This is a genomic window from Streptomyces sp. NPDC005435 (assembly GCF_040703155.1).
Taxonomy (GTDB): domain Bacteria; phylum Actinomycetota; class Actinomycetes; order Streptomycetales; family Streptomycetaceae; genus Streptomyces.
In genome coordinates this window covers 259,373-282,491 of record NZ_JBEXEQ010000008.1, presented here as the reverse complement: position 1 = coordinate 282,491, position 23,119 = coordinate 259,373, and the positions used below count along the sequence as shown (strand labels likewise).

Annotated in this window: 23 protein-coding genes; 12 read left to right on the top strand and 11 right to left on the bottom strand. The window is 73.1% G+C overall.

Features of this window, described 5'->3' with window-relative positions; translation table 11 throughout:
• Positions 1-69: 69 nt before the first annotated feature.
• From AB0898_RS12975 to hemQ, 3 genes are all read left to right on the top strand, one after another.
• Entirely contained in the window at positions 70-588 is a 519-nt protein-coding gene (locus AB0898_RS12975) for a proline dehydrogenase (RefSeq protein ID WP_366802945.1), read from the top strand.
• 83 nt (positions 589-671) lie between these two features.
• Complete coding sequence (gene hemG / locus AB0898_RS12970; RefSeq protein WP_366802944.1) at positions 672-2,117, top strand: protoporphyrinogen oxidase; 1,446 nt, start codon at positions 672-674, stop codon at positions 2,115-2,117.
• A 5-nt stretch (positions 2,118-2,122) separates the two neighbouring features.
• Positions 2,123-2,854 (top strand): hydrogen peroxide-dependent heme synthase, encoded by a 732-nt coding sequence (gene hemQ, locus AB0898_RS12965; protein ID WP_366802943.1) that lies wholly within the window; start codon positions 2,123-2,125, stop codon positions 2,852-2,854.
• On the opposite strand, the gene AB0898_RS12960 is transcribed toward hemQ, so the two are convergent.
• The 11 genes from AB0898_RS12960 to zapE all read right to left on the bottom strand — a co-directional run bounded on the left by AB0898_RS12960 (position 2,851) and on the right by zapE (position 14,831).
• Positions 2,851-4,527 carry an alpha/beta hydrolase gene (locus tag AB0898_RS12960; protein ID WP_366802942.1) on the bottom strand — a complete coding sequence of 559 codons (1,677 nt, stop codon included), beginning with the start codon at positions 4,525-4,527 and terminating at the stop codon, positions 2,851-2,853. The genes hemQ and AB0898_RS12960 overlap by 4 nt on opposite strands.
• A gap of 163 nt (positions 4,528-4,690) precedes the next feature.
• The gene (locus AB0898_RS12955) at positions 4,691-5,530 is read right to left on the bottom strand and encodes a TIGR04222 domain-containing membrane protein (RefSeq protein WP_366802941.1); all 840 of its coding nucleotides are present in this window, start codon (positions 5,528-5,530) and stop codon (positions 4,691-4,693) included.
• Between the two features lie 123 nt (positions 5,531-5,653).
• A complete protein-coding gene (locus AB0898_RS12950; RefSeq protein WP_366802940.1) occupies positions 5,654-6,955 on the bottom strand; it encodes a DUF692 domain-containing protein in 1,302 nt (433 codons plus the stop codon).
• Positions 6,956-7,094: 139 nt separating this feature from the next.
• Positions 7,095-7,901 carry a methyltransferase domain-containing protein gene (locus AB0898_RS12945; RefSeq protein WP_366802939.1) on the bottom strand — a complete coding sequence of 269 codons (807 nt, stop codon included), beginning with the start codon at positions 7,899-7,901 and terminating at the stop codon, positions 7,095-7,097.
• Positions 7,902-7,953: 52 nt separating this feature from the next.
• Positions 7,954-8,715, bottom strand: coding sequence for a peptidyl-tRNA hydrolase (locus AB0898_RS12940; RefSeq protein WP_407078333.1), 762 nt, complete (start codon positions 8,713-8,715; stop codon positions 7,954-7,956).
• Positions 8,716-8,810: 95 nt separating this feature from the next.
• Positions 8,811-9,674 (bottom strand): polysaccharide deacetylase family protein, encoded by an 864-nt coding sequence (locus tag AB0898_RS12935; RefSeq protein ID WP_366802937.1) that lies wholly within the window; start codon positions 9,672-9,674, stop codon positions 8,811-8,813.
• A 104-nt stretch (positions 9,675-9,778) separates the two neighbouring features.
• Positions 9,779-10,732 carry a slipin family protein gene (locus tag AB0898_RS12930; protein ID WP_366802936.1) on the bottom strand — a complete coding sequence of 318 codons (954 nt, stop codon included), beginning with the start codon at positions 10,730-10,732 and terminating at the stop codon, positions 9,779-9,781.
• 194 nt (positions 10,733-10,926) lie between these two features.
• On the bottom strand, positions 10,927-12,468 hold the full coding sequence (locus AB0898_RS12925) for a SulP family inorganic anion transporter (RefSeq protein ID WP_366802935.1): 1,542 nt from the start codon (positions 12,466-12,468) through the stop codon (positions 10,927-10,929).
• Positions 12,465-13,043: a carbonic anhydrase gene (locus tag AB0898_RS12920; RefSeq protein ID WP_366802934.1), complete on the bottom strand. Its 579-nt coding sequence runs from the start codon at positions 13,041-13,043 to the stop codon at positions 12,465-12,467. The genes AB0898_RS12925 and AB0898_RS12920 overlap by 4 nt, the downstream gene beginning before the upstream one ends.
• Before the next feature lie 76 nt (positions 13,044-13,119).
• The gene (locus tag AB0898_RS12915; RefSeq protein WP_366802933.1) at positions 13,120-13,515 is read right to left on the bottom strand and encodes a hypothetical protein; all 396 of its coding nucleotides are present in this window, start codon (positions 13,513-13,515) and stop codon (positions 13,120-13,122) included.
• A 206-nt stretch (positions 13,516-13,721) separates the two neighbouring features.
• Positions 13,722-14,831: a cell division protein ZapE gene (gene zapE / locus AB0898_RS12910; RefSeq protein WP_366802932.1), complete on the bottom strand. Its 1,110-nt coding sequence runs from the start codon at positions 14,829-14,831 to the stop codon at positions 13,722-13,724.
• 36 nt (positions 14,832-14,867) lie between these two features.
• Here zapE and AB0898_RS12905 point away from each other — a divergent pair, with 36 nt between their 5' ends.
• From AB0898_RS12905 to AB0898_RS12865, 9 genes are all read left to right on the top strand, one after another.
• Positions 14,868-15,692 carry a pyrimidine reductase family protein gene (locus AB0898_RS12905; RefSeq protein ID WP_366802931.1) on the top strand — a complete coding sequence of 275 codons (825 nt, stop codon included), beginning with the start codon at positions 14,868-14,870 and terminating at the stop codon, positions 15,690-15,692.
• 167 nt (positions 15,693-15,859) lie between these two features.
• The gene (locus AB0898_RS12900) at positions 15,860-16,333 is read left to right on the top strand and encodes an indole-3-glycerol phosphate synthase (protein ID WP_366802930.1); all 474 of its coding nucleotides are present in this window, start codon (positions 15,860-15,862) and stop codon (positions 16,331-16,333) included.
• 668 nt (positions 16,334-17,001) lie between these two features.
• A complete protein-coding gene (gene murC / locus AB0898_RS12895; protein ID WP_366802929.1) occupies positions 17,002-18,393 on the top strand; it encodes a UDP-N-acetylmuramate--L-alanine ligase in 1,392 nt (463 codons plus the stop codon).
• Between the two features lie 13 nt (positions 18,394-18,406).
• Positions 18,407-18,814 carry a peptide-methionine (R)-S-oxide reductase MsrB gene (gene msrB, locus AB0898_RS12890; protein WP_366802928.1) on the top strand — a complete coding sequence of 136 codons (408 nt, stop codon included), beginning with the start codon at positions 18,407-18,409 and terminating at the stop codon, positions 18,812-18,814.
• Between the two features lie 229 nt (positions 18,815-19,043).
• Entirely contained in the window at positions 19,044-20,168 is a 1,125-nt protein-coding gene (locus AB0898_RS12885; protein ID WP_366802927.1) for an ABC transporter ATP-binding protein, read from the top strand.
• Positions 20,165-20,818, top strand: a complete 654-nt coding sequence (locus tag AB0898_RS12880) for an ABC transporter permease subunit (RefSeq protein ID WP_366802926.1) — start codon at positions 20,165-20,167, stop codon at positions 20,816-20,818. Before AB0898_RS12885 ends, AB0898_RS12880 begins: the two co-directional genes overlap by 4 nt.
• A complete protein-coding gene (locus AB0898_RS12875) occupies positions 20,815-21,483 on the top strand; it encodes an ABC transporter permease (protein ID WP_366802925.1) in 669 nt (222 codons plus the stop codon). Before AB0898_RS12880 ends, AB0898_RS12875 begins: the two co-directional genes overlap by 4 nt.
• A 108-nt stretch (positions 21,484-21,591) precedes the next feature.
• Positions 21,592-22,557 carry an ABC transporter substrate-binding protein gene (locus AB0898_RS12870; protein ID WP_366802924.1) on the top strand — a complete coding sequence of 322 codons (966 nt, stop codon included), beginning with the start codon at positions 21,592-21,594 and terminating at the stop codon, positions 22,555-22,557.
• 191 nt (positions 22,558-22,748) lie between these two features.
• Entirely contained in the window at positions 22,749-23,117 is a 369-nt protein-coding gene (locus AB0898_RS12865) for a metalloregulator ArsR/SmtB family transcription factor (RefSeq protein WP_366802923.1), read from the top strand.
• Positions 23,118-23,119: the final 2 nt, after the last annotated feature.

The following is a 23,119-nucleotide window of genomic DNA, read 5'->3' as shown; positions in this document are numbered from 1 at the left end:
GGGGCACCGGCGCCGCCATGTCCCGGTCACGCGCCGCCGAACGGGTGACGGAACGTCAGACTGAGGCCCATGGACTCAGGACTCGCCGCCCTGCTCGGCGCCGCCGTCGGCTCCGCCGCCACCCTCGGTGCCGCACTCGTGAGCGGCCGTGCGCAGGCGCGGTCCCAGCACGCCCAGTGGACCCGTGAGCACCGCCGCGCCGCGTACGCCGGTTACCTCGGCGCCCTCCACGACCGCGACATCGCGATGGACGCCGTCCTCGCCGCGCTGCGCGCTCCCGAACCCGACCCGGCCGACGTCGAGGACAGGACACGCCGGTTCGTCACCCTGGCCCGCGAGGTCCACCGGGCCTGCGAGGTGGTCGTCCTCGAAGGCCCGGTCGCCGTCGTCCATGTCGCGGAGCGCGTCACCCAGGCCTCCGGCGCCCTCTCCCAGGTCGTGCGGCGGATGGCCGAGAACGCCCGCGCGGGCGACACCACGAACAGGGCCGAGGACTCCGCCCTCGCCGCCGAACGGGAGCGTGAGCTCTATCAGGCGGTCAGGGACTTCCGGCTGGCGGCCCGCGACACACTCGGCGGCACCGGCTGATCCCGCGCACGTGCCGGTGGGCACCGCCGCCGGGAAGGGTGGCCCGGGGCCGGGGCGGGGGCCGGTTTTGAGAGAGTGGGGGCATGAGTGGAACGGGTGAGGGCCGGGTCGTGGTCGTCGGGGCCGGGGTCGCCGGGCTGGCGGCCGCGTACCGGCTGGTGGAGCGCGGGGCCCGCGTGACGGTGCTGGAGGCGGCGGAGCGGGTGGGCGGCAAGCTGCTGCCCGGCGAGATCGCGGGCGTCCGGATGGACCTCGGCGCCGAGTCGATGCTCGCCCGGCGCCCCGAGGCCGTCGCGCTGGCCCGGGAGGTCGGGCTCGGCGAGAAGCTCGTCACGCCCGCCACCGCGAGCGCCTCGCTGTGGACGCGCAACAGCCTGCGCCCGATGCCCAGGGGACACGTCATGGGCGTCCCCGGCACCGCCGACGTCCTCGCCGGAATCCTCTCCGAAGAGGGGCTCGCGCGGATCGGGCAGGACGCCGAGCTGCCGCGCACCGAGGTCGGGGACGACGTGGCCGTGGGCGAGTACGTGGCCGCGCGGCTCGGCCGCGAGGTCGTCGACCGGATGATCGAGCCGCTGCTCGGCGGGGTGTACGCCGGCGACGCGTACCGCCTGTCGATGCGCTCGGCCGTCCCGCAGCTCTACCAGGCCGCCCGCACCCACGACTCCCTCACCGCCGCCGTCCGCGCCCTCCAGGCCAGGGCCGCCCAGGCCCCGCAGTCCGGGCCGGTCTTCGTCGGCATCGAGGGCGGTGTCGGCACGCTCCCGCTCGCCGTGGCCGACGCCGTACGGGCGCGCGGCGGCGAGATCCTGACCGGCATCCCGGCCCGCGAGCTGCGCCGGGACGGCACCGGCTGGCGCGTCACCGCCGGGGACCGGGTGCTGCGCGCGGACGCCGTGATCGTGGCCGTGCCCGCCGCCCCCGCCGCCGACCTGCTGCGCGCCGAGGCCCCGGGCGCGGCCGCCGAGCTGGCCGCCGTCGAGTACGCCTCCATGGCGCTGATCAGCCTCGCCTACCGGCGCGAGGACGCGCGGCTTCCCGAGGGGAGTGGCTTCCTCGTCCCGCCCGTCGACGGCCACACCATCAAGGCCGCCACCTTCGCCTCCCGGAAGTGGGGCTGGATCGGGGAGCAGGACCCGGAGCTGGCCGTGGTGCGCGCCTCGGTCGGCCGGCACCGCGAGACCGCGATCCTCGGCCGGGACGACGCCGAGCTGACCGCCATCGCCCGGCACGATCTGTGCGCCGCCACCGGAGTGGACGCCACGCCCGTCGCGAGCCACGTCACCCGCTGGACCGACGGACTGCCCCAGTACCCCGTCGGCCACCACGCGCGCGTGGCCCGTATCCGCGAGCACGTCGCCAAGCTGCCCGGACTCGCCGTGTGCGGCGCGCAGTACGACGGCGTCGGCATCCCGGCCTGTATCGCGAGCGCGCAGGCGGCCGTCGACCAGCTCGGCGGTGACCTCACCGGTGTGCGCGAGCTGACCGCCAACCCGGTGCAGAGCCTGCACGGCGGAGCGGGAGAATAGGGACCATGAGTGACGACGCCCCCACCACCGAGCCGGCCCGCATCCCGAACAAGGGCAAGCTGGCCAAGGACCTCAACGAGGTCATCCGTTACACCCTGTGGTCCGTCTTCAAGCTGAAGGACGTCCTGCCCGAGGACCGGGCGGGCTGGGCCGACGAGGTCCAGGAGCTGTTCGACCAGCTCGCCGCCAAGGACGTGACCGTCCGCGGCACCTACGACGTCTCCGGCCTGCGCGCGGACGCCGACCTGATGATCTGGTGGCACTCCGAGACCGCCGACCAGCTCCAGGAGGCGTACAACCTCTTCCGCCGCACCCGGCTGGGCCGCGCCCTGGAGCCGGTGTGGTCCAACATGGCGCTGCACCGCCCGGCGGAGTTCAACCGCTCGCACATCCCGGCGTTCCTCGCCGACGAGACGCCCCGCGACTACGTGAGCGTCTACCCGTTCGTGCGGTCGTACGACTGGTACCTGCTGCCCGACGAGGACCGCCGCCGCATGCTCGCCGACCACGGCAAGATGGCCCGCGGCTTCCCGGACGTGCGCGCCAACACCGTCGCCTCCTTCTCGCTGGGCGACTACGAGTGGATGCTCGCCTTCGAGGCCGACGAGCTGTACCGCATCGTCGACCTCATGCGTCATCTGCGCGGCTCCGAGGCCCGTCGGCACGTCCGCGAGGAGGTGCCCTTCTACACCGGGCGCCGCAAGTCGGTCGCGGACCTGGTCGCCGGGCTCGCCTAGCCCTTGCCCTTGAGGGCGTCCGGGGTGTTGCCGCGCTTCGCCGGTTCGGCGGGGCGCGGCTCCGGGCGCGGGGCGCACGCGGCGCGCGCGCCCGGCAGATGGCCCTCCAGGAGGTACGCGTCCACATGGGCGTTGACGCAACGGTTGGGGCCGGGCCCGACGCCGTGCGTCCCCGCGCCCCGCTCGGTCACCAGCGTGGACCCGGCCAGCCGACGGGCCATCTCCAGCGCCCCCGCGTACGGGGCGGCCGCGTCCCGCTCGGCGGCGAGGATCAGCACGGGCGGGGTCGCGCCCGGCGAGGTCCGTACGTCCAGCGGGCGTTGGCGCGGCACCGGCCAGTAGGCGCACGGCAGGTTCGCCCAGACGTTGTCCCAGGTCTCGAAGGGGGCCACGCGGGCGAGGCGGGTGTTGTCGCGGTCCCAGAGCGCGAAGTCCGTCGGCCAGGGCGCGTCGTCGCACTCGACGGCCGAGTAGACCGCGCTGCCGTTCTCGGCCTCCTTCGCCGTCTCCGGGCTCGGCGCGGCCAGCCCGATCAGCGGTTCCGCGTCGCCCTTCAGGTACGCGGAGAGCGCCTCGGCCCGGCTCGGCCAGTAGTCGTCGTAGTACCCGGCCATCAGGAACGTGTTCTGCAGCTGGCCGGGGCCGACCGTGCCGCCCGCGGGCTTGGCGGCCAGCCGCGCGCTCGCGGTGTCGTACGCGCGCTGGACGGCCGCCGCCGAGGCGCCGAGGCCGTACACGTCGTCGTGCCGGGCGACCCAGGCGCGGAAGTCGGCCCAGCGGCGCTCGAACGCGGCCGACTGGTCGAGGTTGGCGCGGTACCAGACCTTCGCCGGGGCGGGGTTCACCGGCGAGTCCAGCACCATGCGCCGTACGTGCGCGGGGAACAGGGTGGCGTAGAGGGCGCCGAGGTAGGTGCCGTACGACGCGCCCATGAAGGTCAGCCTCGGCTCGCCGAGTGCGGCGCGCAGGACGTCCAAGTCCCGTGCGTTGTTCAGGGAGTTGAAGAAGCGCAGTCCTTTGCCCGAGCGCTCCGCGCAGCCGCGCGCGTACGCCTTCGCGCGGGCGATCCGCTCCCGTTTGTACGCCGCCGAGGGGTGGACGGGGGCCGGGCTCGGCGCCTTGTAGAACTGCTCGGGCTTCACGCAGGACAGCGGGGCCGAGGGGGCCACACCGCGCGGGGCGTAGCCGACCAGGTCGTAGGCGGCGGCGATCCGCTTCCACTCGGGGACGATCCCGATCACCGGGAAGGCGAGTCCTGAGGCGCCGGGGCCGCCGGGGTTGTAGACCAGGGCGCCCTGCCGGGGGACGCGGCGCTTGCTGTTCCCCGGATCGCGGTGGGTGGCGGGCATCCGGCTGACGGCGAGGGTGAGGTGCTTGCCGTCGGGGTGCGCGTAGTCCAGCGGGACGCTGACGGTGCCGCAGCGCATGCCGTCGGGGGCCTGCCGGTCTGCGGGGCAGGTGCGGAAGCGGATGCCGGCGGTCTTGGCGCGGGCGGCGGCGAGGGCGACTCCACGTGACTCGGCGGAGGCGGAGGCGGAGGCGGGGGAGGCAGGGGCGGGGGCGCCCGGGGCGTTCGGGGTGCTGCCCGCCGGAGCCGTGGCCGGCCCGGTCAGCCCGGTCAGTCCGCTCAGCAGCAGGGACCCGGCGGCCGAGTACAGGGCGGCAGCTCTCATCGCGTATTCCTCCGGTGCGCGGCCGCCGGGGCCCGACTGCCACGGCTCGGCGACGACAGGAGGGATGTTTCGGGCGGCCGCCCGTCGAGGCAAGCACCGTCCGGCGTGTCGGTGTCAGTGCTCCCCGCACGCCCCCGGCGCGGGCGCCTTCACGCCCGCGGGGTCACTCCCGCCAGGGCTGGTCGCGGTGGTTGAAGGCGGCGCGCAGTTCGGGCTCGGCCAGGGCGCGGATGCCGCGTGTGGCGAGGGAGGTGAGGAAGCCCGTCTCGCCGCCGTCGCGGTCCGCGCCGTAGCCGTAGCCGAAGCCGTCGTCGTCACCGTCGTCCTCGGGCCGCTCCCGGCGTTCCGTCAGCGCGACGAGCAGCCGCTGTCCGGCCGGGGAGGCCCAGCGCGTGTACGGGCGCAGCTCGAAGCGGGCGATGAGCAGGAAGCCGAGCGTCAGGAGCATGGGCAGCAGGAACCACAGGCCGACCATCAGGAACGACAGCTCGGTGTCGGAGGGCAGCAGCAGCGCGGTCGCGGCCAGCACCGGCACGGCCAGCGCGGCGGCGCGCACCAGGCGGACCCCGGAGGCCACGTCGGTGCCCGAGCCGGCGGGCACGGCGAGTCCCGCGTGCTCCAGCCGGTCGCCCAGGTGCCGTATGGCCTCGCTGCGGGCGGCGGCGGTGCGTACGGGCGCGATCCGGGACTGTCCGCCGGGGCCGATGGCGGCTATGACGAATCGTTCCATCTCGTCGTGACCGCTCGGGTTCACCACCGTGGCCCAGCCCGTGTGCGCGAGCAGCAGCCGGTGCCGGCGGGCCATGCGCACCATCGCCAGATCCGCGACGCGCGCGGGGCCGCCGGAGAGGTACGCGGCCTCGTACAGCGTCAGATCGCGGCCGTCGTCCGCCGTCGCGGCGGTGCGCTCGGTGGTCCCCTGGCGTCCGGCGGCCAGGCACAGCCTGGCGCACGCGAAACCGGAGAAACCCCAGGCCAGGAGCAGGAGAAGGACCCAGAACATGGAGTGTTTCTATGCCAGTACGCAGGGTGAGCGCCATGGCTTGTCCGTAATGCGGGACAGAGTGTTAGCGGTATGTGACGTTCCGTTTTTCCCGCAGGTCAGCGGCCGGGTGCCGGCGCGCCGTCAGCGGCCCGTGAGTGCTCCGCGGGCGCGCCGCAGCAGCCGGACCGCGCCGCCCCGGGGTGCCGTGCCGACGCGGTCCAGCCACCAGGCGCGCAGCCGGCGCCGGGCGCGGGCGTCCGCCGGGTGACCGGTCTTCAGCAGCTGGCCGGCGAAGTCCAGCGCGTCCTGCCGGTAGCCGCCGCGCATCGGGCGTGAGCGCGCGTAGCCGAGGAACGCCTCCCGGTACCCCTCCCCGAGGATCTCCGGCAGCTCCGGCGCCACCTTGGCCACCACCGACGCCCGCTTCGCCGCGAGCGCCCGCGCCTGCACCCCCATCCGCGCCCGGTCGAACCCCTCGGGCACCGGTGTCCCCGCCACCAGCGCGGAGAGGACGGCGGTCTGGGCGACGCCGACGCGCTGACGGGCCTCGGGGCGGGCCAGCACGGCCACCCCGCCGCTCGCGGTGGGCGCGGGGGTGCCGTGGCTCCGGGGGGGCCGTTCCGCCGCGTCCACGGTGGCCCTGATCCGGGTCAACTCCCGCTCCAGCTCGACCGGTTCGGGGAAGTTGTCGTCCCGCTCCAGGAGCACGCCGGGCGGCGTCACCCGGGAGGCGAGGTCGGTGAGGATGTCCAGCACCGGCTCCGGGACGGGGTGCGCGTGGCTGTCGTGCCAGACGCCGTCGCGCTCGTAGCCGCCCGCGACATGGACGTACGCGATGGCCTCCACGGGGAGTTCCGCGAGCGCCCGCGCCGGGTCCTCGCCCCGGTTGACGTGGTTGGTGTGCAGGTTGGCCACGTCGATGAGCAGCCGTACGCCGGTGCGCTCGGCCAGTTCGTACAGGAACTGCCCCTCGGTCAGCTCCTCGCCGGGCCAGGCGAACAGCGCGGCGATGTTCTCCACGGCCAGCGGGACGGGCAGGGCGTCCTGCGCGATGCGCACGTTCTCGCAGAGCACGTCGAGGGCGTCGCGGGTGCGGGGCACGGGCAGCAGGTGTCCGGCCTCCAGCGGCGGGGACGCGGTGAGCGGGCCGCCCGCGCGCACGAACGCGATGTGCTCGGTGACCAGCGGCGCCCCCAGCGCCGCCACCCGCTCCGCGAGCGCGGCCAGCCGCCCGGCGTCGGGGCGCTCCGCCCCGCCGAGACCGAGGGAGACCCCGTGCGGAATCACGGTCACCCCGCGCTCCCGCAGCCGCACCAGCGCCTCCGGCAGATGTCCCGGACAGACGTTCTCCGCCACGACCTCCACCCAGTCGACCCCCGGCATCGCGTCCACGGCGTCCGCGATCTCCGGCCGCCAGCCGATCCCCGTGCCCAGTCGCCGCATGGCCCTGTCCCCCGTCTCTCCTCCGGCGGTGTTCTCCGGATGACGGGGGTATGGCCCGGGCGGGCGGTGCCGAATCCCGGGCGGGGCGGCTTCAGAGGAACATTTGAGGTTGCGGGCGGGGGGTGACGGACGCGGGGTGTCAGTCCGGCGGGGGCAGTGTGCCCGCCGTCAGGAAGAACGTGACGGCGTAGGTGAAGCGGCCCGTGCGCACGGCGTCGTCGAACCGGTCCGTGAACCGGTCCGCGTCCACGGGGTCGAGACGGCCCCGGGACGCGGCGGTGTGCGCCCAGGTGCGCAGGCCCATGACCCGGTCGACGGCGGACGGGTCCCGCACGACCAGGGTCCTCGCCTCCACGGTGATGTCACGGAGGCCATGGGCCGCGAGCATTCCGGCGTGCCGGTGGGCGAGCGTGCCGTTGCGCAGCGCCACGTCCGCCCGGAAGCCCAGCACCCGGCGCGCCAGCTCCTCGTCGCCGATGTCGAGCACTTGGGTGCCGTAGTCGGGGTCCGCCAGTGCCACCCGGCCGCCGGGACGGACCACCCGCAGCAACTCCGCCAGCACCCGGGCCGGTTCGGCGACGTGCTGCAGCACCCGGTCGGCCCAGACGCCGTCGAACCGGGCCGCAGGAAAGGGGAGTTGATGCCCGTCCGCGACGGCACACGGGAGCCCGCGCTCGCGTGCCCGCCCGGCCATCGTCAACGAGCTGTCCACCGCGACCACTTCGGCGCCGTCACGCGAGCGCAGGGCCGCGGCGGCCTCGCCGGTACCCGCTCCCACCTCCAGGAACAGGCCACCGGGCGCGGCGCGCAGCAGCTCCCGCAACCGCTGTTTGTACGCGGCGTAGAACGGCTCCGCGCTCAACCGCTCCAGCACGCCCACCCATGCGGAGGGCCGGGCCTGCGCGTCCACCGACGTGAAACCGTGAGCGACACCGTCATCGTCCATGGGTGCACGCTAGCCGGGCCGGCCGGGCCGATGGGCCTTTCCGGCCCGGGCGTTACCGCAGCGCCGGATGGTCCGCGACCACCGTCGCGGAGCCCGGGGCGATTTCCGTGAAGCCCGCGTCGCGGACCAACGGGAGCCCGCTGGTGGTCAGTTGATGCCAGTCGGCGGGGGCGGCGGTGCGGACCGCGAGGGGGAAGCCGGAGGCGCGCCAGGCGGTGCGGGCCGCGTCAGGCAGGGCCCACCAGGCGAGTTGGGCGCCGTGGCCGGCCTGGGCCATGGCCTTGCCGGCGGACATCTTGAGGTCCGGGCTGAGCCAGAGGACGGGCAGGGCGGGGTCGGGTGCGGCGGGCGGCCCGGGGTCGTCCAGTTCGGTGCCGGAGACCTGGAGCTTGACGAGGTCCTTGGGCCAGCCGTCGAGCGGGACCGGCGGGAAGACCCGTACCTCGGCCTCCGCGCCGGTCACCGTGATCCCGTCCAGAGCCGTGGCGCGCCGCCATTCGGCGCCGCGGGCCCGCCGGACCACCTTGCGGATGCGGGCGTCCTCCCAGTTCCGTACGGCGTCGGCCCACTCCCCGTCACCGGCCGACCGCTCGTCGGAGAGCAGCAGGAGCACGGCGCGTGCTGCGGTCTCCAGGGCGTCGGTGCGGGCGGGCGGGGCGTCGCGCTCGATGCGGACGACGAGGGGCAGCACGAACTGGGGCGCCTCGTCGCGGGCGTTGCGCTCGTCCTGGAAGGGGCTGGTCACGGGGGCTGCGGTCGCGGGGGCTGCGGTCGCGGGGACTGCGGTCGGGGGGACCGCGGGATCTTCACTCACGGGAGCCCACCCTACGAGCCGCCGTCCGGCGCCGGGCGGGACGGTCCGCCACGGCCCGGCGCCGGACGGCGGCCCGGGGCCTCATCGGCGGCTCGTCAGCGGTGGCCCGCCGTCGCGCCGATCAGCTGGGAGACCTTCACGAAGGTGTACCCCTGCTTGCGCAGCTCCGGTACCACCGCGCGCACCACCCGCTCGGTCGTCGGCGCCGCGCTGCGGGTGCAGTGCATGACGACCACCGAACCGGGCTTCACCCCGTCGAGCACCTGCCGTACGACCGCGTCGGCGTCGGTGGCGAACGCGTCGCCGCTCACCACGTCCCACTGCACGGCGGTGACCCCGCTGGCGTTGAGCGTGCGCAGCACCTGGTTGTCGTAACAGCCGCCCGGGAAGCGGAAGTACGGTACCGGGTTGCGTACCCCCGCCTTGCGCAGCGAGGCGTACGTGCGGTCGACCTCCGTGCGGATCTGGTCCGGCGCGATGGTCGGCAGGCCGTAGCAGCTGGGGGTGAACGCATAGTGGCTGTAGGAGTGGTTGGCCACCTCGAAGTTCGGGTCCTGACCGAGGGAGCGGGCCTCGTCGGGGTAGGTGTCCGCCCACTTGCCGGTCATGAACACGGTCGCCGGGACCTTCAGCGAGCGCAGGGCCGAGATGAGCCCGGGGTTGTCGAAGTGCTCCCCGGCCGCCGCGCGCGGCCCCTCGTCGGCGGTCATGTCGGCGTCGAAGGTCAGCGCGACGGTCTTGCCCTTGTCACGCGGCCCGTGCGCGAACACCGGCGCCAGACCGCCGGGGCCGGGAGCCATGACCGGGGGACGCGTGCTGGAGGGGGAGGGGGACGGCGAGGAGGAATGGGGCTGGGCGTGGGCCGGTCTGGCGGTGCCGGACGTATCCGCGCCACCACAGGCGGCGAGGGACGCGCCGAGGGCGCAGACGGCGGTGATACGGCGTACGAGTGCAATCACCGTATGAAAGTAGGACTGTACGGAGACCTGCCCGCACAACTCCCCGCCGACGCGTCGGCACGGTCACCCGCCCGGCGGGTGTGGGGGCGCTCGGGTGGGTCGGGTCAGGTCCGCTCCGGCGGAGCCGTCGCCGGGTCGGGTGCCGCATCGAGGCCGAGCAGGGGGTCGGGAAGGGGGACCGCCTCGGTGGTCTCGACGGCTTCGAGGGGCTCGGCGGGGGCGGGCCGCTGCTGCGCGGCCGGTCTGTCGCCGTTGTCCGACGGGGTGCCCTGCTCACGGCCGGGCGGCGGGCCCGGTTCGCGGTTGCCGCGTTCCAGGAAGTGGAGCAGTTCCACCGGGATGGGCAGGACCAGGGTGGAGTTCTTCTCGGCGGAGACGGCCATCACCGTCTGGAGCAGCCGGAGCTGGAGGGCCGTCGGGGTGTCCGCCATCTGCTGGGCCGCCTCGGCCAGCTTCTTGGACGCCTGGAGTTCGGCGTCGGCGTTGATGATGCGGGCCCGGCGCTCCCGGTCGGCCTCCGCCTGGCGGGCCATGGACCGCTTCATGGTGTCGGGCAGCGACACGTCCTTGATCTCCACCCGGTCGATCTGGACGCCCCAGCCCACGGCCGGGCTGTCGATCATCAGCTCCAGGCCCTCGTTGAGCTTCTCGCGGTTGGAGAGCAGGTCGTCCAGGTCGCTCTTGCCGATGATCGACCGCAGCGAGGTCTGCGCCATCTGCGAGACCGCGAACCGGTAGTCCTCCACCTTGATCAGCGCGCTCGACGCGTCCACCACCCGGAAGTAGACGACCGCGTCCACCCGCACGGTCACGTTGTCCCGTGTGATGCCCTCCTGGGCGGGGACGGGCAGCGTGACGATCTGCATGTTGACCTTGTGCAGCCGGTCGACGACCGGGATCACCAGCGTCAGGCCCGGCATCCGGGGTTCGCCCCTGAGCCGCCCGAGGCGGAACAGGACACCCCGCTCGTACTGCTTGATCACGCGTGCCGCCGCCGCCAGGTACACCACAGAGGCGCCACCGGCCACCGCGACGGCCGCCACCAGCTCGGCGATCATGGTGTCCCCCTTCCCCGAGGGTTACCCGAGAGTCGGATACGTCCGCTGCTGCCACGATATGCCCGCCTTGGTGCCGGAGGCCACGATCCCGGCGGCGGGGGTGCGCACCGGGCGGGAAATGGGAGGGGCCGGGGTGCGGAAATGCACCCCGGCCCCCATGGCGGACCGGGTCGCCGCCCCGGTCCGGACCCGGCTCAGCCCGCCGCCGGCGTACCCGCCCGCTCGTCCGGCCGTACCGGTGACGTCAGCCGCACCGGCTCCGTACCGTCCGCGCTGTGCCGCTCCGCCCAGTTCTCCAGGGCGCTGCGGCAGGCGTGGTCCAGGTGGAGCAGGCCCGACAGGTCCAGCCGGACCGGCCGGTCCTGGGGGAGCGCCTCCAGGCTGTCCAGTATTTTCGGCAGCCGCAGGAAGGTCGCGTTGCCCGACAGATACGCGTCCACCGGACCCGCGCCCTTGTCCACGACCGTCAGCCGGATGTGCGAGGACTCCCAGGCCGCCTTGGCGACCGCCAGCGCGAGCCCGACGAGCACGCCCTCGAACATCCCCACCGCCACGATCGACACCGCCGTGACGGCCAGCACCAGCGCCTCGCCCCGGTGCTCGCGCCACAGCGTGGCCAGCTGCCGCAGCGGCACCAGCTTGGCGCCGGAGTAGATCAGGACGCCGGCGAGGGCCGGGATCGGGATGTACTCCAGGACGCCCGGCAGGAGCGCGGCGAACAGCAGCAGCCAGACGCCGTGCGCGACGCGGGAGAGCTTCGTCCGGGCGCCCGCCTGGACGTTGGCCGCGCTGCGCACGATCACCGCCGTCATCGGCAGGGCGCCGAGCACCCCGCACACCGCGTTGCCCGTGCCCTGGGCGATCAGCTCCTTGTCGTAGGAGGTGCGCGGCCCGTCGTGCAGCCGGTCCACGGCCGCCGCGCTGAACAGCGACTCGGCGGACGCGATCAGCGTGAACGCCACGATGGTGCCGATCACCGCCGGATGCCACAGCTCGCCGAAGGCGCTCAGGGGCGGCGGCTGGAGCGAGTCCATCAGGCCGTTCACCCGTACGGTCGCCACCGGCAGGTCCAGCACCGGCACGGCGAGCATGGCGAGCCCGACGGCGGCGAGCGGACCGGGCAGCGTACGCACCCGGGCGGGCACGTGCTTCCACAGCACCAGGACCGCGATCGTGCCCGCGCACAGCCCGAGCGAGGCCAGCGCCTCACCGTCGCCCAGCGCGGAGCCGAGCCCCGAGGGCAGCCCGGCCATCTTGGCGATGCCGGAGTCGGGCGCCTTGGCCGCCATCGCCGGATACAGCTGTCCGGCCACGAGCACCAGACCGATTCCGGCCAGCATCCCCTCGACGACCGAGAGCGAGATCGCCCGGAAGTACCGGCCCAGCCGCAGCGTGCCCATGAGCACCTGGAGCAGGCCGGTGACCAGCACCAGCACGCCCAGCAGGGGCAGCCCGTGCTCCTGGACCGCCTCGAAGACGAGCACGGTCAGCCCGGCGGCGGGTCCGGACACCTGGAGGCTGCTGCCGCGCATCATCCCGGTGACCAGGCCGCCCACGATGCCGGTGACCAGCCCCAGCTCCGCCGGGACACCGGAGGCCACGGCCACGCCCACGCACAGCGGGAGCGCGACCAGGAAGACGACGAGGGACGCGGTGAGGTCCTGCCGCAGATGCGGACGACGGGCTATGAGACCGACGGGACCGACGGGACCGCGCCCGCCCTCGGGCGCGCTCACAGGGCCTCGAAGGTGTCGGTGCGCGCACGGTGCGAGCGGACGGCGCCGGTGTGCACCTCGTAGTACCAGCCGTGCAGGCCGAGCCGGCCCTCGGCGACGCGCCGCTCCACGCACGGGTACGAGCGCAGCCGCAGCAGCTGGGTGAGCACATGGCTCCGGACGCCCTCGGCGACCTCGGGGTCCTCGGCCGGGCCGGCCGGGCGCGGGGTCGCGTGCGCCAGCCAGTCGCGCACGGCGGGTACGGCGTCCAGGTCGTCGCCGCGCACCAGCGCGCCGACGGCGCCGCAGTGCGAGTGCCCGCAGACGACGATGTCGCGGACGCCGAGCACCTCCACGGCGTACTCGATGGTGGCGGCCTCGCTGGTGGGCCGCTCGGAGGCGTACGGCGGGACGATGTTGCCCGCGGTGCGCAGCTCGAACAGCTGGCCGGGGCGGGCGCCCGTGATCAGGGCCGGGACGACCCGGGAATCGGAGCAGGTGATGAACAGGACTTCGGGGGCCTGGCCCTCGGCGAGCCGGGCGAACTCCTCAGGGCGCCGGCCGAAGGTGCGGGCGTTGTCGATGAGGGGCTGCATGTGTGTGGACTCCTCCTGGCGCGCATCGAGGCGCGTCGGTCTTGCACGACGTACGTGGGGGGAGGCGAGGCCGCACTCAGCAGCGGAAGACCTGAAGCACTGCCGGTGAACGGACTCCGGAGGATCTCGGGACCCGGGGGTGCGGGGAACCGGCCGCGGGCGGCGCCGGGACGGCCGCTCGCCGGATGACGAGGGGGCGCTCGGGGCCGTTCCCGGGCGCCGCGCCGCGCCGTTTGTCGCGGGTGTGCGGGGCGCTGTGGGGCATGCGGGAGCGGCCGGGCTCGCGGAGCGTCTCCCCGTCGGCCGTCGCCGTCGCCTTGAGGGCGAGCGTGATGCCGGGGGCGTCGTTGGCCTGGGACTCACCGAGCGTATGCGCGGGTGCGAAGGTTCCCGTGGGTGCGAAGAGCTGGAGGGCGAGCAGCGCGGCGGCGAGCAGAGCGAGGACCGAACGGGCCTTCGTACACCGGGACATGCGCACCCCCCTGCGGAAACCCGCGTCTCTCGCACACACCAAGCATTGGTCAATGGATGGTCAAGAAACACGTTAACCCGGCGAGGGGCTTTGCAAGGTTAACTGCGGGTTACATGCGCAAAAGAGCGTGAAAAGAGCGGGTGGGGTGGCCGGAACCCGGCCCCTGACCCGCTCTTTTGCTGATCGTATGTCAGTCGGACGATCTGTCAGTCCGTCGTGTCGTCGACCAGACTCTTCGCATCCCGGGCCAGCGCGGTGAGGCGGGAGATCGCGCGGAAGTACTTCTTCCGGTAGCCGCCCTTCAGCATCTCCTCGCTGAACAGCCGGTCGAAGGGCAGCCCCGAGGCCAGCACCGGGACCTCGCGGTCGTAGAGCCGGTCGGCCAGGACGACGAGCCGCAGCGCGGTCGACTGGTCGGGGATCGGCTGGACGCCGGTCAGGCACACCGCGCGCAGGTCGTCGGTCAGCGCGCCGTAGCGGCTCGGGTGGACCTTGGCCAGGTGGCCGAGCAGCTCCGGGAAGGCGTCCAGCGAGGCGCCCTCGGTGCGGTGGGCCGCGCGGGTGACCTGCTCCTCGGTGAACGGCGCGGGGGCCTCGGGCAGACCCCGGTGGCGGTAGTCCTCGCCGTCGATGCGCAGGGCGCGGAAGTGGGCGGACAGGCCCTGGATCTCGCGCAGGAAGTCGGCCGCCGCGAAGCGGCCCTCGCCGAGCTTGCCGGGCAGCGTGTTGGAGGTGGCGGCCAGCGCCACGCCCGACTCGACCAGCTTGCCGAGCAGGCTGGAGACCAGCACGGTGTCACCCGGGTCGTCGAGCTCGAACTCGTCGATGCACAGCAGGGCGTGGCCGGACAGGGTTCGTACCGTCTGCTGGAAGCCGAGGGCGCCGACCAGGTTCGTCAGCTCCACGAAGGTGCCGAACGCCTTGCGGGCGGGCTCGGCGGGGGTGGCGTGCCAGAGGGAGGCCAGCAGGTGGGTCTTGCCGACGCCGTAGCCGCCGTCGAGGTACACCCCGCGCGGGCCGGCGGGGGTCTTGGGGGCCTTCGCCCGGCCGAAGCCGAGGAAACCGCGTTTGGCGGTGGAGGCGTGCACACCGCCGAGTCCGGTCGCGAAGGTCTCCAGCACATGGACGGCGTCCGTCTGGCTGGGCTGGTTCGGGTCCGGGATGTACGTGGCGAAGCGCACCGAGTCGAAGCGGGGCGGCGGCACCATCTCCGCGACCAGGCGGTCGGCGGGGACGTGCGGCTCGCGCGCGCACAGGGACAGCGGGGCCGCGCCGGTCAGCTTGCCGGAACCGGAGGCGGTGGTGGAGGACGACACGATTACCCATGCTAAGCGTCATGTCAGACTGCACGAATGCGACGCCTGTTCCCTGTGACCCACGAAACAGCAGCCCAGGCCCCTGACGAGGGCGGCGCGACGCCTGGTGGGGTGGTCCCTGCCGGCTCCGGTGGTGAGTGGCCGCTCGCGGAGCTGGCCGCCGCGTACGCCTATCCCGCGCCGGACCCCGCCTCGCCCCGCCCCTACCTGCGGGCCAACATGGTCTCCACGCTCGACGGCGCCGCCCAGCACGACGGGCACTCCCACCCCATCTCCTGCCCGGCGGACATGCGGATCTTCGGCACGCTGCGGGCGCTTGCGGACGTGGTGCTCGTGGGCGCGGAGACGGTACGGCAGGAGGGGTACCGGCCCGCCCGCGCGCGGGCCGAGTTCGCGGCGGCGCGGGAGGCGGCGGGGCAGGGGCCCGCGCCGGCGATCGCGATCGTCACGGCCGGGCTCGACCTGGACTTCTCGCTGCCGCTGTTCACCTCGCCGCTGGTGCCCACGGTGCTGCTCACCGGCACCGACGCGCCCGCCGGCCGGGTACGCGCCGCCGAGCGGGCGGGGGCGCGGGTCGTCGTCGCGGGGGAGGGCCGGTACGTCGAGCCCGGCCGCGCCGTGCACGCGCTCGCCGGGCTCGGCTACACCCGGCAGCTCACCGAGGGCGGGCCTCGGCTGCTGGGGCAGCTGGTGGCGGCGGACGTGCTGGACGAGATGTGCCTGACGCTCGCGCCGATGCTCGCGGCGGGGGACGCGCAGCGGATCGCGGGGGGTCCGTCGGTCGCGGTGCCGCGCCGGTTCACGCTGCTGTCACTGCTGGAGGAGGACGGATTTCTGTTCGGGCGTTACCGCCGTCCCTGAAACGGTGGTGCCGAAACAGCGGAATCTGCCGTTCCGTTTAGCTTCCGGCGGGCACACTTAGTGCGGCACTACCCGTGCGAGCACGGGGCAGGATGGTTTCCGCAGGCCTTTTCGGGCCCACGGTGGACAGAGGGTCCCACCGACCCTCGAAGGAGAAGAGGCGCCTGGTGTTCACAAGCGTTCTGATGATCGAGAAGGCCCTGACGTCGGCCGACGTCGAGTTCGTCACCACTTTGCACGGGGACGAGCCGGTCTTCTTCCATGTGCTGCTCCAGCCGCGCGGCGATCAGGCGGACCGCTTGCTGCGGGCCATCGACGACATCGCGCTCGGCGAGATCGACGAGGCCGTACACGAGCGCGAGACGCCCGAGGGCGCGGACGCGCGGAACGTGGGGGAGCAGGCGCTCGACGTCTCCGTACGCGCCCTGCGCGCCGCCGGCAGCCAGGCCGAGGGCCGCCTGGTCGAGAACCACCCCCTCGACGCCCTCAAGACCCTGGTCGAAGAGGTCCACGCCGACGAGGTCATCGTCCTCACCGACCCCCACTACGTAGAAGAGTTCTTCCACCGCGACTGGGCCTCCCGCGCCCGGCACAAGGTGGGGGTGCCGGTGCTGAAGCTGTTCTCCCACAGCAAGGCGTGAGCGCTCCGCTGGGTTTGGCGGGGGTGTGCGGGGGTGGTGAGGGGGTGTGGTCGCCTCCGGCGTGGGGTGCTGTCGGTGGTGGTGTTCGGCGGGGGTGTGGTCGGTGGTGCCCGTGGCGGCTCGGGTGCGGGGGTGTGGTTGCTTTCGGTGCGGGCTGTGATGGGCGGCTGCCGGCGGGGTTGTGGCCCGGGGTGCCTGCGGCGGATCGGGGTGGGGATGGGGTGGTTGGTCGCCTCTGGCGCGGGCCGTGAGGCGTGCCTGCCGGTGGGTGGCGTTGGGCAGGGAGAGCGCGTGGCTGCCTGGGGCGTGGGGCGAGTTGGACCAGCGCCGTGCGGGCCAGTCCCGGTCCTCGTTCTCGTCCGTGTAAAGCAGCCTGGCTCTCCGCCTGGTCCCGTGCGGGGCAGCCCCGGTCGTCGCCCCGCCCATGTGGACCAGCGCCGGGCGGGCCAGTCCCGGTCCTCGTTCTCGTCCGTGTGGAGCAGCCTGGCTCTCCGCCTGGTCCCGTGCGGCCGGCCTCGGGCGTTGCCCCCGTCCATGTGGACCAGCCCCGTCCTCGCCCCGCCCCTGCGGAGCAGCCCGGCTCACCACGCCGCCCGTTGCGGACCCGTCCCGAGCGGAGCGCATAGGGTAGGGGCGTTCCGGCTCATCGTCCTCTGGGAGAACATCGCATGGCACCCGGCCTTCCTATCGCCATGGACCGACCGCACTTCATCGGCATCGGCGGCGCCGGGATGTCGGGGATCGCGAAGATTCTGGCGCAGCGTGGGGCGAAGGTGGCGGGGAGTGACGCCAAGGAGTCCGCGACGGCGGAGGCGCTGCGGGCGCTGGGCGCGACCGTGCACATCGGGCACGACGCCGCGCACCTCGCCGACGACGCCAGCTGCGTGGTCGTCTCGTCCGCGATCCGGCAGGACAACCCCGAGCTGGTGCGCGCCGCCGAGCTGGGCATCCCCGTGGTGCACCGCTCCGACGCGCTCGCCGCGCTGATGGGCGGCCTGCGGCCGATCGCCGTCGCCGGTACGCACGGCAAGACCACCACCACCTCGATGCTCGCGGTCTCGCTGACCGAGCTGGGCGCGCGGCCGTCGTACGCCATCGGCGGCGACCTGGACGCCCCCGGCTCCAACGCCCTGCACGGCGAGGGCGAGATCTTCGTGGCCGAGGCGGACGAAAGCGACCGCAGCTTCCACAAGTACGCCCCCGAGGTCGCCATCGTCCTCAACGTGGAGCTGGACCACCACGCCAACTACGCCTCGATGGACGAGATCTACGAGTCCTTCGAGACCTTCGCCGGCAAGATCGTCCCCGGCGGCACCCTGGTGATCTCCGCCGACCACGAGGGCGCCCGCGAGCTGACCCGCCGGGTGAGCGGTGTGCGGACGGTGACCTACGGCGAGGCCGAGGACGCCGACGTACGGGTCCTGAAGATCGTGCCCCAGGGGCTGAAGAGCCAGGTCACCGTGCTCATGGACGGCCGCGAGCTGACCTTCGCCGTCTCCGTCCCCGGCCGCCACTACGCGCTCAACGCCGTCGCCGCGCTCGCCGCCGGCGTCGCGCTGGGCCTGCCCGCCGACGAGCTGGCCACCGCCCTCGCCGCGTACACCGGCGTCAAGCGCCGCCTCCAGCTCAAGGGCGAGCAGGCGGGCGTCCAGGTGATCGACTCCTACGCCCACCACCCCACCGAGATGACCGCCGACCTGGAGGCCATGCGCGCCGCCGCCGGGGACAGCCGCCGGATCCTCGTCGTCTTCCAGCCGCACCTGTTCTCCCGCACCCAGGAGCTGGGCAAGGAGATGGGCCAGGCCCTCGCGCTCGCCGACGCCTCCGTGGTGCTCGACATCTACCCGGCCCGCGAGGACCCGATCCCCGGTGTCACCAGCGAGCTGATCATCGAGGCCGCGCGCGCCGCGGGCGCCGACGTCACCGCCGTGCACGACAAGACGGAGATCCCCGATGTCGTCGCGGGAATGGCGGAGCGGGGCGATCTCGTTCTCACCATGGGCGCGGGTGACGTCACCGACCTGGGCCCGCTGATCCTGGACCGCCTGACGCGGAAGTAAGGGGCTGAGTCTCATGGCGTACGACGTCGAGAAGCCGGACGAGCAGTGGCGGGCGGAGCTGAGCCCGGCGGAGTACGCGGTACTGCGCCAGGCCGGCACCGAACCGGCCTTCACCGGTGAGTACACGGACACCAAGACCCAGGGTGTCTACTCCTGCCGTGCCTGCGGCGCGGAGCTGTTCACCTCCGGCACCAAGTTCGCCTCGCACTGCGGCTGGCCGTCCTTCTACGACCCGAAGGACACCGACGCGGTCGAGCTGATCGAGGACCGCTCCCACGGCATGCTCCGCACCGAGGTCCGCTGCTCGCGCTGCGGCTCCCACCTCGGCCACGTCTTCGAGGGCGAGGGCTACCCGACCCCCACGGACCAGCGGTACTGCATCAACAGCGTCTCGCTGCGCCTGGAGCCCACCGAGTCGTAGAGCGGCTGTCCGTCCCACGGCCCCCGTCCGCCCGCGCGGACGGGGGCCGTGGCGTGTCGGCCACCTCCGCCCCGCCCACCCCCGCGCATCCGGCCGAAAATAGTGGGAATGGCCTGGTGATCTTCGGGTAGGGGAAGCCCGTTCATGCACCAGGTGCCGGAAACATCCGCCGTCTACACTCGGCCGGCACGGTCTGAAGGCTCCTGCCAACCGAAGGGCGCGCGGCGTTTTGATACGGATAGATTCAGTCAGCAAGCGGTATCCGGACGGCACGGTCGCCGTGGACCGGCTCTCGCTCGACATTCCGGACCGTGCGATCACCGTCCTCGTCGGCCCCTCCGGCTGCGGCAAGACCACGACCCTGCGGATGATCAACCGGATGGTGGAGCCCAGCGAGGGGCGCATCCTCCTGGACGGGGAGGACATCAGAGACCGTCCCGTCAACTCGCTGCGGCGGTCGATGGGTTACGTCATCCAGAACGCGGGTCTCTTCCAGCACCGCACCATCATCGACAACATCGCGACCGTTCCCCGCCTGTTGGGGACGGGCAAACGCACGGCGCGGGAGCAGGCAGCCGAGTTGATGGAGCGCGTCGGGCTCGACACCGCGCTCGCCCGGCGCTACCCGTACCAGCTCTCCGGCGGCCAGCAGCAGCGCGTCGGCGTGGCGCGGGCGCTCGCCGCCGATCCGCCCGTCCTGCTGATGGACGAGCCCTTCTCCGCCGTCGACCCGGTGGTGCGCAAGGGGCTCCAGGACGAACTGCTCCGCATCCAGGACGAGCTGGGCAAGACGATCGTCTTCGTCACCCACGACATCGACGAGGCGGTGAAGCTCGGCACGATGGTCGCCGTGCTGCGCACCGGCGGTCACCTCGCCCAATTCGCGCCGCCCGCCGAGCTGTTGAGCGCGCCCGCCGACCCGTTCGTGGAGGACTTCCTCGGCGCCGACCGGGGCATCCGCAGACTCTCCTTCTTCACCTCCGGGGAACTGGAGCTGGAGACCGCGCCCGTCGTCCCGATCGACGCCGACGCCGAGCGGATCTCCGCGGCCGCCACCGCGCCCTACCTCCTCGTGACCGACGCCGACGGCGCGCCCCTCGGCTGGGCCGAGCCGGACCGGATCGTCGCCGGAAGCATCGACAAGGACCGACTGCTGTCGTACGGACGGCCGTTCCGTCCCGACACCGACTCGCTGCGCACCGCGCTCGACGGTGCCGTGCTCTCCCCGACCGGCTGGGCCGTCGCCGTGGACGGTGACGGGCGCGCCGTCGGCGTGGTCTCCCAGCAGGCCGTCGGCGAGGCGATCCGCGCCGCGCACGACGAGCACCGCGCGGATGCGAAGGCCGCGGGATGAACGGCTACTTCGACCTCCCCAGCGACCTCCAGCACGGCTACGCCGGACTCATCGGGCTGCATCTGCGCGAGGCCCTGCTGCCGGTCCTCGCCGGACTGCTCGCCTCGCTGCCCGTCGCCCAACTCTGCGTCAGATTCCGCTGGTTGTACCCACCCGTGCTCGGCGTCACCACGGTCCTGTACGCGATCCCCTCGCTCGCCTTCTTCGTCGTGCTCATCGACTACACCGGCATGAGCGAGACCACGGTGATGATCCCGCTCGCCGTCTACAGCCTCGTGGTGCTCGTCCCGGCCATCGTGGACGGCGTCCGCTCGGTGCCCCCGGAGACCCTGGCCGCCGCCGAGGCGATGGGGCTCGGAGCCCTGCGGCGCTACTTCCAGGTCCAGTTGCCCATCGCCGTACCCGCGATCATGGCCGGCCTCCGGGTCGCCTGCGTCTCCAGCATCTCGCTGGTCAGCGTCGGCATGCTCATCGGCAACCAGGGCGCCCTCGGCAACATGCTGAACGACGCGCACATCTACCACCGGCCCGCTCTCGCCGTGAACTCCGTCATCATCACAGCGGTGTTGGGAACCCTCGTCGACGCGGCCCTCGTGGCGCTGCGCACCCTGCTGACCCCCTGGATGCCGCAGAAGGGTGCCGCCCGGTGAACGTACTCGACTTCGCCCGCGCCTTCTTCGCGAACGACGCGCACTGGCACGGCTACGACTCCATCCCCACCCGGCTCCTCGAACACATCGGCTACTCACTCGAAGCGCTCGTCCTCGCCGCCGTGATCGCGCTGCCCGTCGGTCTGATCACCGGCCACCTCGGACGCGGCGGCAACGCCATCGCCCTGGTCGCCACCGCCGCGCGGGCGCTGCCCAGTTTCGGCCTGCTCGTGCTCATGTTCTTCTGGCTCGGCTTCGGCGTGCTGCCCGTGATGATCCCGCTCGTCATCCTCGCCGTACCGCCCATCCTCGTCACCACCTACGAGGCGATCCGCTCCGTCGACCCCTCCCCGGTGGACGCGGCGCGCGGCATGGGACTGACCGAGACGCGCGTCCTGTTCCAGGTGGAACTGCCCGTCGCGCTCCCGGTGATCCTCGGCGGACTGCGCACGGCGGCCGTCCAGATCGTCTCCACCGCCACCATCGCGGCCTACGTCAGCTTCGGCGGCCTGGGCCGCTACATCATCGACGGGCTCTACCAGAAGGACTACGAGAAGGTCGTCGGCGGTGCCTCCCTGGTCGCCGGGATGGCGCTGGCCACCCTGGTGCTCTTCTGGGCGCTCTCCCGGCTCGTGGTCTCGCCCGGCGTGCGAAGGAGTAGTTGAACCATGCCGGGAATCCAGCACCGAACCACACAACTCCCCACTAATCGAAGCCAATTGGTGACCATGACGCACTTGACTGGCCAGGAGCGCGCTGGCTTGGATCGACGGGTGACTTCCAACAACCGCATCAGCAGGCCCACCCGGAGGAACCGAGTCGCGGCGGCGGCCGCGCTCGTGGCGGCGACGGCGCTGCTGGCGGGCTGTGGTTCCTCGGACAAGAACTCCTCAGACAACCCGCTGACCGGCGGCGACAAGGCCGCCGCCGGCACCGTCGTGGTCGGCTCCAACAACTTCGCCGAGAGCATCCTGCTCGCCGACATCTACGGCGAGGCCCTCAAGGCCAAGGGCATCAAGGTCTCGTACAAGCCGAACATCGGCAGCCGCGAGACCACGTACCGCGTCCTCAAGAGCGGTGAGATCTCCGTCCTGCCCGAGTACAACGGCGCCCTGCTCGCCTACCTCGACCCCAAGGCCACCCCGAAGACGGCCGAGGAGACGACGAAGGCGATCGAGGCCAAGCTCGACTCCGGGCTGACCCTGCTCAAGCCGTCGGCTGCCGAGGACAAGGACTCGGTCACGGTCAACGCGGCCACCGCGAAGAAGCTCAAGCTGACCGGCACGTCCTCCATCGCCGACCTCAAGGACGCGGCGAAGGACCTCGTGATCGGCGCCTCCCCGGAGTTCCAGACCCGCCACCAGGGACTCGTCGGGCTCAAGGACGTGTACGGCCTGCAGTTCAAGTCCTTCAAGGCGCTGGACGCGGGCGGCCCGCTCACCCAGACCGCGCTGAAGAAGAACGACGTACAGGTCGCGGACATCTTCAGCACCGACCCGATCATCGCCAAGGAGAAGTTCGTCGTCCTCCAGGACCCCGAGAACCTCTTCGGCTTCGAGAACGTCCAGCCGCTCGTCCGCAAGGGCGCGCTCACCCAGAAGGGGGCCGACGCGCTCGACGCCGTCTCCGCCAAGCTGGACACCGACACCCTGCTCGATCTGGACACCCAGGTGCAGAACCAGCACAAGGACCCGCTGGACGTGGCGCGGGCGTGGCTGAAGTCCGCCGGCCTGAGCTGACGGCGGGCCGACGGTGAGCTGACGGCACGTCGGGCCCGCAGCGGCTCGAACCGGTCCGGAACGCCCGGCGCGCACACCGCCGCCGGGCGTTCCGCCCGTCCCGCACGGCACGGGCGGGCCGCTCCGGCGACCTACACTGGCTCCCCGGACACGACGGACACCGCCGAGAGAAGCCGAGGAGGACGAGCACAGTGGCGACACCGCCCGGTACCGCCCGGCAGGACCCCTCCCCGGAGGTGTTCGCGGAGGCGGCGGCCGCCTTCGGACTGCTCGCCTCACCGGCCAGGCTGCACATCGTGTGGGCGCTCGCCCAGGGCGAGAGCGACGTCACCGGGCTCGCCGAGCGGGTCGGCGGCGCGCTGCCCGCCGTCAGCCAGCACCTGACCAAGCTCAAGCTCGCCGGACTCGTCCGCTCCCGCCGTGAGGGCCGCCGCCAGGTGTACTTCGTGGACACCGACGAACAGGCCGCCCTCGTGGACGTCGTCCACCGCCTGGTCGGCCTCACCGCCCGGCAGCAGGACGGGCCCGCCGCGCCCGTACGCCGGCTGCACGGCCTGTGAAC